At 28.7% G+C, this 12,384-nt stretch carries 13 protein-coding genes; 12 read left to right on the top strand and 1 reads right to left on the bottom strand.

All coding sequences use genetic code 11. The annotated features are described in order from the left end of the window. Window positions 1–177: 177 nt before the first annotated feature. Complete coding sequence (gene rpmB, locus ACLVEP_RS11980; RefSeq protein ID WP_022002209.1) at window positions 178–363, bottom strand: 50S ribosomal protein L28; 186 nt, start codon at window positions 361–363, stop codon at window positions 178–180. Window positions 364–650: 287 nt separating this feature from the next. Between rpmB and ACLVEP_RS11985 the strand changes: the two genes are divergently transcribed. The 12 genes from ACLVEP_RS11985 to ACLVEP_RS12040 all read left to right on the top strand — a co-directional run bounded on the left by ACLVEP_RS11985 (window position 651) and on the right by ACLVEP_RS12040 (window position 12,341). Then, window positions 651–1,007 carry an Asp23/Gls24 family envelope stress response protein gene (locus ACLVEP_RS11985; RefSeq protein ID WP_022002208.1) on the top strand — a complete coding sequence of 119 codons (357 nt, stop codon included), beginning with the start codon at window positions 651–653 and terminating at the stop codon, window positions 1,005–1,007. 12 nt (window positions 1,008–1,019) lie between these two features. Continuing rightward, window positions 1,020–2,681, top strand: a complete 1,662-nt coding sequence (locus tag ACLVEP_RS11990) for a DAK2 domain-containing protein (RefSeq protein WP_412585114.1) — start codon at window positions 1,020–1,022, stop codon at window positions 2,679–2,681. A gap of 236 nt (window positions 2,682–2,917) precedes the next feature. Next, window positions 2,918–3,427 (top strand): phosphotransferase family protein, encoded by a 510-nt coding sequence (locus ACLVEP_RS11995; protein ID WP_412585115.1) that lies wholly within the window; start codon window positions 2,918–2,920, stop codon window positions 3,425–3,427. After that, window positions 3,427–4,323 (top strand): NAD-dependent epimerase/dehydratase family protein, encoded by an 897-nt coding sequence (locus ACLVEP_RS12000; RefSeq protein ID WP_412585117.1) that lies wholly within the window; start codon window positions 3,427–3,429, stop codon window positions 4,321–4,323. The genes ACLVEP_RS11995 and ACLVEP_RS12000 overlap by 1 nt, the downstream gene beginning before the upstream one ends. A 61-nt stretch (window positions 4,324–4,384) precedes the next feature. Continuing rightward, window positions 4,385–4,777, top strand: coding sequence for an SDR family NAD(P)-dependent oxidoreductase (locus tag ACLVEP_RS12005; RefSeq protein WP_412585129.1), 393 nt, complete (start codon window positions 4,385–4,387; stop codon window positions 4,775–4,777). Then, the gene (locus tag ACLVEP_RS12010) at window positions 4,774–5,271 is read left to right on the top strand and encodes a flavin reductase (protein ID WP_412585119.1); all 498 of its coding nucleotides are present in this window, start codon (window positions 4,774–4,776) and stop codon (window positions 5,269–5,271) included. Before ACLVEP_RS12005 ends, ACLVEP_RS12010 begins: the two co-directional genes overlap by 4 nt. Window positions 5,272–5,501: 230 nt before the next feature. Then, window positions 5,502–7,103, top strand: coding sequence for an ABC-F family ATP-binding cassette domain-containing protein (locus ACLVEP_RS12015; RefSeq protein ID WP_412585120.1), 1,602 nt, complete (start codon window positions 5,502–5,504; stop codon window positions 7,101–7,103). 389 nt (window positions 7,104–7,492) lie between these two features. After that, complete coding sequence (gene dapF / locus ACLVEP_RS12020) at window positions 7,493–8,323, top strand: diaminopimelate epimerase (protein ID WP_412585122.1); 831 nt, start codon at window positions 7,493–7,495, stop codon at window positions 8,321–8,323. Between the two features lie 11 nt (window positions 8,324–8,334). Then, the gene (gene dapD, locus ACLVEP_RS12025; protein ID WP_412585123.1) at window positions 8,335–9,039 is read left to right on the top strand and encodes a 2,3,4,5-tetrahydropyridine-2,6-dicarboxylate N-acetyltransferase; all 705 of its coding nucleotides are present in this window, start codon (window positions 8,335–8,337) and stop codon (window positions 9,037–9,039) included. Between the two features lie 9 nt (window positions 9,040–9,048). Continuing rightward, window positions 9,049–10,179 (top strand): M20 metallopeptidase family protein, encoded by a 1,131-nt coding sequence (locus tag ACLVEP_RS12030; protein ID WP_412585124.1) that lies wholly within the window; start codon window positions 9,049–9,051, stop codon window positions 10,177–10,179. A 2-nt stretch (window positions 10,180–10,181) separates the two neighbouring features. Then, complete coding sequence (locus tag ACLVEP_RS12035) at window positions 10,182–11,366, top strand: aspartate aminotransferase family protein (protein ID WP_412585126.1); 1,185 nt, start codon at window positions 10,182–10,184, stop codon at window positions 11,364–11,366. Window positions 11,367–11,432: 66 nt separating this feature from the next. After that, window positions 11,433–12,341, top strand: coding sequence for a cysteine peptidase family C39 domain-containing protein (locus ACLVEP_RS12040; RefSeq protein ID WP_412585127.1), 909 nt, complete (start codon window positions 11,433–11,435; stop codon window positions 12,339–12,341). Window positions 12,342–12,384: the final 43 nt, after the last annotated feature.

Below are 12,384 nucleotides of genomic sequence, written 5' to 3' on the forward strand. Positions count from 1 at the left end.
TTGCCCCCTAAAGTAGACCCCCAAAGTTGAGGCCCCTAAATTATTTGAATAGCCGTCTTTTTTTTGGAAATAAGATTTTGCTTTTGTTGTTTTGTTTATGCTTTCTACAGGTGTTTTGTTTTTTTTAATAAGTTATTTATAAACAAAAAAAACAGTACTATGTACTGTTTTCATCTATTATCCAGCTTTTCTTAATGTTCTTAACTCTTTAGCAGAAATTCTAACTTTTGTAGGTTTACCATCTACTAAAATAGTAGCTTTTTGTAAGTTAACATTCCATTTTCTTCTACTTGAGTTTAACGCATGAGAACGAGTGTTTCCTGATAATGGACCTCTACCACTGATTTGGCATTTTCTTGACATGTTCTTTCCCTCCTTTAGTAGTTGTTCTACGTACTGTGTTATATTAACATTATTTATAGTATAATGCAAACATTTTTTTACAAAAAAGCTGTTTTTATAGAGAAAAATTGTTATAAATACTTTATATGTTAATAAAAATAAGTTAATTAGTATTCTTTTTTGGCTATTTGTGATATGATGACCCCGTGTTTGGAAAGATACTAAAAGAGTGATTATAATTTGTAAATATTATATTTTTAAGGTATAATAATGTTTGAACATGAAATCATTTTAAGGAGGATAACTTGATGATTGAAAAAAATACAAATTTAGGGTCAGTAAATATTTCTTTAGATGTTGTTTCTACTGTAGCTGGTGGAGCCGCAACAGAATGTTATGGTGTTGTGGGAATGGCTAGTCAAAAGAAATTAAAAGATGGATTTTATGAGTTGTTAAAGAAAGAAAATTATTCTAAAGGAATTATTGCTAGTGATGGAGAAACTGGTTTAATTTTAGATTTATATATCATTTTAGGATATGGAATTAAAATTAATGAAATTTTGGTTGAAGTTCAAAAGAAAGTAAAATACGTTGTTGAATCAACATTAGATGTCAAAGTTGAGGCAGTTAATGTTTATGTTCAAGGACTTCGTAATATCGATTAGTGGAGGAAAAATATGCAAATACTTACAGGAAAGCTATTTAAAGAGATGGTTTTATGTGGTGCGAATACTCTTCATAATAATCATCCTGAAATAGATGCTTTAAATGTATTCCCTGTCCCTGATGGGGATACTGGAACAAACATGTCTATGACTTTTAATGCTGGTGCAGCAGAAATCAAAGATATGGATAGTGACAATATTTATGATATTGCAAAAAAATTATCTAAAGGTTTACTAATGGGTGCACGTGGTAACTCAGGTGTTATTTTATCTCAAATCTTTAGAGGATTTGCAATGGGGCTAGAAGGTCATGAAAGCGTTGATGCTGTTGCTTTTGCTAATGCATGGAAAAGTGGAGCAGAAGTTGCTTATAAAGCTGTTATGAGACCTGTTGAAGGAACTATTTTAACAGTTATTAGAGAATCAAGTGAAAAAATCGTTGAATATACTCAACCAGGTATGGAAATCGAAGATGTTTTCTCTTATTTTGTTAAAGAAGCTGAAAACTCATTAGAAAGAACACCTGAATTACTTCCAGTATTAAAAGAAGTTGGTGTTGTTGATAGTGGTGGAGCAGGTTTATTACTTGTTTTAACTGGATTTATGGCTGCTTTATCAGGAGATCGCGTTGATTTTGTTGATATTAAATCAGAAGGTCAAGTAAATGCAGGTACTGAGTTAGAATCTGGTGAAGAAGGTTATGGTTATTGTACAGAATTTATTGTAAGACTTGAACCTTCATTAGTTGATAAATTTTCTGAAAATCAATTGAAAAAAGAATTAGAAAGAATTCCTGGGAATAGTATTGTTGTTGTACAAGATGAAGAAATCGTTAAAGTACATGTACATACATTAAAACCAGGTGAAGCTTTAAATTTAGCACAAAGATTTGGTGAATTTGTGAAGTTAAAAATTGAAAATATGCAAGAACAAGCAAATAACTTACAAAATGCTGCAGCAAGTCAAGGAAGTATTGTAGGGGTTGATGATAATAAACCTCAAAAACGTGAAGCTAAAGAAACTGCAATTATTTCTGTTTGTGCTGGACAAGGCGTAGAAGATGCATTTTTAGAATTACATTGTGATTATGTTGTAAGTGGTGGACAAACAATGAATCCATCTACTGAAGATATGGTTGCTGCTGTTAAAGAAGTAAATGCAAAAAATGTTATTATTTTACCAAATAATTCTAATATTGTTATGACAGCTCAACAAACAGCAACAATTTTAGAAGGGGAAGTAAATGTAGTTGTTATTCCAACAAAAACAATTCCTCAAGGTTTATCAGCATGTGTTATGTATAATCCAGAAGTTTCTCTAGAAGATAATATTGCTGAAATGGAAGATGCAGTAGCAAATGTTAAAACTGGACAAGTAACATTTGCAATTAAAGATACAAATATTGATGGTGTTGAAATTAAAGCTAATGATTATATGGCATTAGTTGAAAAAGATATTGTTGCTTGTAAACCAAATAAATTAGATGCGGTTAAAGTGTGTTTAGATCAATTAGTAGATGAAGATTCTGAATTAATTACTTTACTTGTTGGTGAAGATGTGGTTGACGAAGAAGTTGAAGAAGTTGAAAGTTATATTGAAGATAACTTTGACGCAGAAGTAGACGTTATTGAAGGTAAACAACCAGTTTATTCATTTATTATTGGTGTTGAATAAAATAAGAAGTCAAAAAACGTTGATAAATTCAACGTTTTTTTTAAATACATCTTTTATTTGTCGCTTAAAATCGCTTATTTAATCATTTTCTAAGTTAAATTCAATGATTTGAGCTACTTTTTGTTGCTGAGATTTTAAAACATCAGTATATATATCAGCTGTTGTGCTGATATCATTGTGTCCTAAAAGTTAATGTAAATGATGAAATAGTAAATGAAAATGAGAAACTTTTATTTGTGGATATTGATGGGTATTATAAAAGGTATTTTAGATGTGTATTGGATGATGCGAATAAGAAATTCCCAAAGCTAATAGAAAAAGCAAAAATGTTGATTGAGAAATTGTACGTTGATAATTTGTATAATAAATCGGATATATCAATAGTTCATCATGATTTTCATGCATTGAATGTTCTTACAAATAATGAAAATGTTTATTTAATTGATTGGGAATCAGCTAGATTAGATGTTAGCGAAGTGGAATTTGTTAAGTTTAAACATTTAAATGTTCCACAACTTGAAAAAGAACAGATTGATAGTTTTTTTAAAGAATATCAAAAATATAAAATCCTAAAAAGAACTTCAAATTTTATTTGTCATGAAATTATATGGTTAGTAAAAATGTATGTTTTTGAGACAGATAATTCTATAAAAAATCATGTATATTTTCCAAGTAGAAAATATTATTATGATCAAATTATGGCAATATACTATAGAGTTTTTAATGAAAAAGAGGAGAAAATATAATGAAAGTTTTAGTTTTAGGCGGTACAAGATTCTTTGGAATTCATTTGGTTGATGAATTATTAAAAAGTAATTGTGATGTAACAATAGCAACTAGAGGGTTAACTAGTGATTCTTTTGGAAATAAAGTTAAAAGAATTAGATTGGATAGACATGATGAATTAAGTATAATTAATAACCTTAGTGATAAATATTTTGATGTAATATATGATAACTTGGCATATTGTTCCAATGATATAGAAATATTATTACCACATATTCATTGTGGAAAATATGTTGTTACATCTTCTACATCTGTTTATAATCCTTTAAAAGGAGATGTAAAAGAAACTGATTTTGATTCAATAACTTATCCATATATTAATTGTAAACGAAATGAAGTTGAATATGCAGAAGGGAAACGTCTTGTTGAGGCTGCAATATTACAAAAATTTAATGATATAAACTATATTTGTGTTAGGTTCCCATTTGTTATAGGGAAAGATGATTATACAAGAAGATTGATAAAGTATATAAAATGTTATAAAGAAAAGAAAAAATTATATATAAATAATATAAAAAATGAAATGAGTTTCATAGATTCTAAAGAAGCAGGAAAGTTTCTAGCGTTTTTAAAAGATATAAATAATTTTAGGGGATGTATTAATGCTGCTAGCGATGGAACTTTATCAATCTATGAAATTTTATCGACACTTGAATCGAATAAAAACGACCTTGATGAAAATATTTATGGGTTATTCTTAAGAAATACAGCAGAAATTGCTCCATACAATGATGTAGATAGTTACCAAATAGATACATTTCTTGCTAAACAATTAGGATTTAAATTTTCAAATATTAATTCATGGATTGATTCATTAATTAAAGAATATATAAAAGAAATCGAAAGAAATTATTAGGTGAATAAATTGTGTAAAAAAACAATAATGGTAACTGGAAACAGGTGACATAGGAGAAAAAATATGTGAAAGAATAGTAAAAAATAATAATAAACTTATTATAATTGGAAAAAAAATAAAATCTTTAACTCAAAAATTGAAACTAATTAATTCAAAGAGTTCTATATATAGCTACGTAATAGATTTATGTGATATTAGTACAATTGAAAAAAAGATAGAAGAAATTTACCAAAATCATAATACCATTGATGTTGTTATAAATAATGCTGGGATAGGATATTTTTCACCAATTTTGACAATTGATTTAAGTCAAATACAAAAGGTAATGAATGTTAATTTTATTGCATGTTACTTAATTAGTAAAGTGGTTTTAAAGCGTATGACAAAAACAAAAAAGCAAAATTCTAGACTTAAGTCTAGGCTTTTTATCATATATAAGGAGATATTGTTATGAAGGAAATAAGTGTAAAGGAATTAGTGAATTATATTAATCCATTTGAATTAAAAGAAAAACCTGCTATTGCTGTTGCTAGTGATGGTATAGAAACTAATGGACTTACAATAGGGTGGGCTGGATTTGGTGTTTTATGGAGAAAGCCAATGGCTACAGTTTATATACATAAAACACGTTATTCTAAACATATTTTTGATAAAGCAATGTATTATTCTATTTGTTTTATGGATAATGATTATAAAAATCAATTAGGTTATTTTGGACGTGTTTCTGGTAGAAATGAAAATAAAATGGAAAAATGTGGAATGACTATTATTGAAAATGATGTTGCTCCTTATTTTGAAGAAAGTTCGGTTGTTATTTTATGTAAGATGATGGGTAAGAGTGATTTTGATAAAGATAATGTTGATGAAAATGTGTTTGAATGGTATCAAAATGAAGGAGTACATAGTCAATATTATGGAGAAATTATTAAAGTTTTAGTGAAAGATTAAGGTATATAAATAATTAGATAAAAGATAGCTTTATTGATAATAAAAACTTTATGTATTTAGACGTAAAAATATTTCTTTTTTTAAGTATAATTGAAAATAAATGAGTGAGAAAAAATGTTTAAATAATGAGTCTCAAATATTAAAAAATCCCCATTTTATCTACTTTTAATAGACATTTTTTATGTTTTATGTCATAATACCAAGGCTACTTAAAAGAAAGGAATGACGATATGATATCAACACAAAATGTATCTTTAAGATATGGAGATAGAGCATTATTTGAAAACGTTTCTGTTAAATTTACAGAGGGTAACTGTTATGGAATTATTGGTGCCAATGGTGCTGGTAAATCTACATTTTTAAAAATCTTAGCAGGAGAAATTGAACCAAATAAAGGTGAAGTTGTTATTGAACCTCATAAAAGATTATCGGTTTTAAAACAAGATCACTTTGCATATGATGAAAATAAAGTTGTTGAAACTGTTATTATGGGTAATAAAAGACTTTATGAAATCATGCAAGAAAAAGAAAGATTATACGCAAAAGAAGATTTTAATGATGAAGATGGTATTTTGCTTGGTGAATTAGAAGGTGAATTTGCGGATATGGATGGTTGGAATGCAGAAGCGGATGCAGAAACTATGTTAAATGGTTTAGGAATTACTTCTGAATTTCATGATATGTATATGAAAGATTTAGATGGTAGTCAAAAGGTCAAAGTTTTATTGGCACAAGCATTATTTGGTGATCCGGATATTTTATTATTAGACGAACCAACAAACCATTTAGATTTAAAAAGTATTAACTGGTTAGAAAATTTCTTGTTAAATTTTAAAAATACTGTCATTGTTGTTTCTCATGACCGCCATTTTTTAAATAAAGTTTGTACTCATATTGCAGATATTGATTATAGTCGTATTCAATTATATGTAGGAAATTATGATTTCTGGTATGAATATAGTCAAATGCAAATTCAACAAGCAAAAGATCAAAATAAAAAAGCTGAAGCTAAGAAAAAGGAACTAGAAGAATTCATCGCAAGATTTAGTGCGAATGCCTCAAAAGCTAAACAAGCAACTTCTAGAAAGAAACTATTAGATAACTTAGAAATGGTTGATATTAAACCATCTCTTAGAAGATATCCATTTATTGGTTTTAAACCAGGAAGAGAAGTAGGAAATATAGTTTTAAATGTAGAAGGTCTTACAAAAGTTGTTGATGGTGAAAAACTTATTAATAATGTTTCATTTTCAATTCAACCAAATGAAAAAGTTGCCTTTGTAGGTGATGATAAAGCAACAGAAGCTTTCTTTAAAATTATTATGGGTGAAGATAAAGATTACGAAGGAGAATTTAAATGGGGTGTTACAACAAGCCAATCTTATTTTCCTAAAGATAACTCAAAATATTTTAATGACTGCGAATTATCACTTGTTGATTGGTTAAGACAATTTACAGATGGAAATGTTTATGAACAAGATTTAAGAGGTTGGTTAGGAAGAGTTTTATTCTCTGGAGAAGAAGCTTTAAAGAAAGCTAATGTTTTATCTGGAGGAGAAAAAGTAAGATGTATGTTAGCTAAAATGATGATGGAAGATGCTAATGTTTTAGTTTTTGATGAACCAACAAACCATTTGGATCTAGAGTCTATACAAGCATTAAATCAAGGTCTTATTCAATTTAAAGAAAATATTTTATTTACATGTCATGACCATCAATTCGTACAAACTATTGCTAATAGAATTATTGAATTCAATAAAGATGGTATTATTGATCGTTTATCAACATATGATGAATATTTAGAATATAAAGAAGAATTAGAAACAAAATAAAGGATCCGTTGAGGATCCTTTATTCATTTACGATATATATTTTATAAGGGAAGGAAATTTGAAAAAAATTTTTCTAAGAAAGATGTTTAAATATTATTTATCTTTCTTGATATTATCATAAATGATAATTGTGAACTGAATATTTCTTATTAAACAAAAAAAGTCTTTTTCAAGACTTTCTTGTTTAAATAATAATTGGGAAGGGAATATGAAATTTATTATTTAATGAAAGATGATTGATCTTTCATGGTTATAATATAGATGAAAACTATAACAGAACAATGGTTTAATCATGTGTTTTTATGTGATGTTATAAAATTAAATGATAAAGAAGATTGAAAAAAATTATCATTTTGGTAAAATTGTTTTAAGCAATGCGAGGTGATAAAGTGGAATTACATTTTACAAAAATGGAAGGTATTGGAAATGACTATGTTTATGTTGATGGTATTAATCAAGAAGTACCTATGGATGCTGAATTTATAAGTCGTATTTCAAATCGCCATTTTGGTATTGGTGGAGATGGAATGATCGTTATTTTAAAGTCTGATCGCTATGATTTTAAAATGCGTATGTTCAATCTAGATGGTAGTGAAGGAATGATGTGTGGAAATGGAATTCGTTGTTTTGCTAAATTTTGTTATGACCATCATTTAACTGATAAAAAAGTATTAAAAATTGAAACTAAAGCGGGTTTACGTATTGTTGAACTTATTTTTGATGGGAATGAAGTGGTTGGCGCAAAAGTAGATATGCAAGAGCCTATTTTAAATTGTAAAGATATTCCTGTTATTTTTAATCAAGAAAAAATGATTAATGAAAAGGTGAAGATTGGGGATAAAGAATATGCTTTAACAGCTGTTTCAATGGGAAACCCACATGTAGTAACATATGTGGATTCATTAGATTTTGATATTGAAACAATTGGAAAACAATTTGAAAAAGATAAAATATTTCCAGAATCAGTCAATACTGAATTTGTTGAAGTCATCAATGACCATTATTTAAAAATGCGTGTATGGGAAAGAGGTAGCGGTGAAACAATGGCTTGTGGCACTGGTGCTTGTGCTGTTATGTATGCAAGTTATTTAAATGGTTATTGTAAGGAAAAAGCAACAGTTGAGCTTCTTGGAGGAAAGTTAGAAATTGAACTTCAAGAGGGACATATTTTTATGACAGGTCCAGCAACAACTGTGTTTGAAGGAAAAATAAAAATATAAGGAGGAAATTTATGTTACAAACTGCAGAAGAAATTATTAAGTATATTGGTGATGCTAAAAAACAAACACCAATTAAGATGTATTTAAAAGGTGAAAATTTACCAGATACAGATGCTTTCCATTTATTTGGTGATAGTCATTTTAAAATTGCTATTGGGGATTTAGATGCAATTAATGCTTATGTTGAAGAAAATAAAGCATTAATTAAAGATTCTTTTATTGAACAAGATCGTCGTAATAGTGCCATTCCAATGTTAGATATGAGAAATATCAATGCTCGTATTGAACCAGGTTGCTTCATTCGTGAAAATGTATCTATTGGAGATAATGCCGTAATCATGATGGGAGCTGTTATCAATATTGGTGCTAAAATTGGAGAAGGATCAATGATCGATATGGGTGCTGTTTTAGGAGGACGTGCTGAAGTTGGAAAACACTGTCACGTTGGAGCTGGAGCAGTGTTAGCTGGTGTTATTGAACCACCTAGTGCTTCACCTGTTATTCTAGAAGATGATGTTTTAATTGGAGCTAATGCGGTTGTTATCGAAGGTGTTCATATTGGTAAAGGAGCTGTTGTTGGTGCTGGAAGTATCGTTACTCAAGATGTACCTGCAGGAGCTGTTGTTGTTGGAAATCCAGCAAGAATCATCAAAGAACAAAAAGATGAAAAAACTGAAGGTAAAACACAATTAATGGATGATTTACGTAAAATCTAGGATACGATTATGGAACAATTATTAGATCAAATAAGGATATGGCGTCGTCATTTACACGCCATTCCTGAAATCGGTTTTCAAGAATATAAAACATCAAAGTATCTTTATGAAGAACTAGAAAAAATGGGGTATCAACCTTTAAAAATAACAGAAACGGGAATTGCTGTTTATCTTGATTTTCATAAAGAAAAAACAATTGCTTTTAGAAGTGATATTGATGCTTTAGAAATTGAAGAACAAACAAATGTATCATTTAAAAGTACACATCAAGGAAAAATGCATGCTTGTGGTCATGATGGACATATGACAGCACTTCTTGGACTTGCTTATAGATTAAAAGATGTTCAAGATTTACCTCATAATGTTTTACTTATTTTCCAACCAGGAGAAGAAGTGGTCAATGGGGCACCATCAATTATTAATACAGGTATTTTTGAAAAATATCATGTCAAAGGAATTTATGGTTTACATATGTTTCCGGATGTTGATGAAGGGAAAATTGCTTGTCGTAAAGGCCCTTTAATGGCTGAAAGTGGTGAATTAGATGTTACGGTTCATGGTAAAAGTGCACATGCAGGTAAGTATCATGAAGGAATTGATTCGATTGTGATTGCGAGTCTTTTGATTAGCAATTATCAAAGTATCATTTCTCGAATGATTTCGCCTATGCAGCCTTGTGTTTTAAATATAGGTGAAATACATGGGGGAACTGTAAGAAATATTGTTGCCAGCCAAACAAGTTTCCATGGAACTCTTAGAACTTATAGTGAGGAAGTCTTTTCACGTATTGTAGAAGCAATGAAAGGATTTAATCAAGGTATGGAACAAGCATATCATTGTCAAATTGATTTTGCTTGTCAACCATTCAACCCACCAGTTTTAAATGATGCACATTTGTATGAAGAACTTAAAAAGAATGTTGGCGCAAATTTCGAAGAACTTGAAGAACCTGTCATGTTAGCAGAAGATTTTGCACATTATCAAAAAGTGATTCCTGGTGTTTTCTTTTATGTAGGGACAAGATGTAAAGAATATACTTCAGGTTTACATACACCAACTTTTAATTTTCATGAAGAAGTTTTAGTGCAAGCTGTTGAACTTTATGAAAAACTTGCAAGAAATGTACAATTGGGGGACTAAAAATGAATTATTATGATAGATCATTGGATGCTTTAATGCATGCCTATGGAAGATATGATGTCACATTTGATCATGGAGATGGCATTCATTTATATGATGTTAATCAAAAAGAATACATTGATTTCTTTTCAGGAATAGGTGTTAATTCTTTTGGTTATAATTATCCTGCTTATGTTGAAGCAATGGAAAAACAATTACATAGATTGATGCATATTTCTAACTATTTTAATACTGTTGAAACAATTGAAGCAGCTGAATGCGTAAAAAAAGCAACAAAATTAGATAAAGTGTTCTTTACAAATTCAGGAGCTGAATCAACAGAAGGGGCTTTAAAACTTGCACGTAAATACTATTATCAAAAACATGGGAAAGCTGATAGTGAAATTATTTCCTTAAATCATTCTTTCCATGGTAGAACAACTGGATCTGTTAAACTTACAGGAAATGCACATTATCAAGAAGCATTTGGGCCTTTAATTGAAGGGGTTAAATATGCCGATATTAATGATTTAGAAAGTGTTAAAGCATTAGTAAATGAAAAAACAGCAGCTATCATCGTTGAACCCGTTCAAGGTGAAGGTGGCGTGTATGTTTGTTCAAAAGAATTCTTAACAGGAATTAGAAAATTATGTGATGAAAAAGATATTGCATTAATTTTAGATGAAGTTCAATGTGGTATGGGAAGAACAGGAACAATCATGACATATTTCCAATATGATATTTTACCTGATATTCTATGTTTAGCTAAAGGAATTGGAGCGGGTTTTCCAATGGGTGCCTTTGTCGCAAATAAAAAATTTGCAGCAGCTATGGAACCTGGAGATCATGGCTCTACTTATGGTGGAAATCCAATGGCTGGACAAGCATGTAGAACAGTATTTAAAATCTTAGAAGAAACTAAAATGATAGATCATGTACAAGATATTAGTGAATATTTAATTGAAAAATTAGATGATTTAAAAGATAAATATCCTTGTATTAAAGAAAGACGTGGTTTAGGATTGATGATTGGTTTAGAATTTGATCGACCAGTTAAAGATATTGTTAAAACATGTTTAGATAATGGACTTATTGTTGTTACAGCAGGGGCTAATGTTGTAAGAATGTTACCACCATTTATTACAACTGAAGAAGATGTAGATCAAGCAATTGCTATTTTAGATCAAGCAATTGAAAAAAATATTTAAAAATTTTAAAAAATTAAAAGAAAAATAGGATGTTTTTGACATATATATTGATGAGGTGATAAATATATGTTGAAATATCCTATTTTTTTACAAGATAGTGAAAACAGTTGTGGAGCATACTGTATAAAAATGCTGTTAAATTTTTATAAAAGAGATGATGAGATAAAAAATATTAAAAAAAGATGTCGTCTGACGAAAGAGGGAATCACTATTTATGGCTTGATACAAGTTTTAAAAGAATATCATATTGAATCTAAAGCTTATAAATGTGAACTTAAACATTTGTTTGACGAAGTAACATGTCCTGTAATTGTTCATTTGAAACAAGACGATTTATATCATTATGTTGTTTTGTATAAAATTAAAGATGAATATTTTTTAGTTGGTGATCCTGGACAAGGACTTATTAAAATGTCGTATGAAAGTTTTTCTAAACAGTTTACAGGAGTTATTATAGCTATTGAACATGTTGGAATACCTGTTAATGAAAAAAAAAATTATACGTTTCAGTGTTTTCTTAAAAATCATTTTAAACAACATTATATATCGGTTGTTAAAATTGTGATAAAAACAATTGTGATTTCATTTTTAACAATGGCATTTTCATATTATTATCAATTATTGATAGATTCTTTTTCAAATTATCAAATATATCAAATTATTGCTATTTCTATAGGTTTTGGCATATTATATGCAGTTAAACTTTTATTGGATTATCTAAGAAGAGTACATATTCTTGATTTAAGTAAAGAATTAAACAATGAGTATGCTTTAAAAACAATGCAAAATTTAATTTATCAAGATTATAGTTATATCCAAGGATTAGAAAAGGGAACGTTATTATCTAGGTCTCAAAATCTTTTTGAATTAAGCCAATATTTTATAGAATTTTATCATGTTATTTTTATTGATAGTGTTTTAATGATTTTTATTTTGTTTTTTATTTTATATATAAATTTTTATTTATTTTCTTAATTAACCATCTGACACATCTTTTGATTTAACTCCGTTATTCTCA

This window comes from Faecalibacillus sp. (genome assembly GCF_047023275.1).
Classification (GTDB): Bacteria; Bacillota_I; Bacilli_A; order Erysipelotrichales; family Coprobacillaceae; genus Faecalibacillus.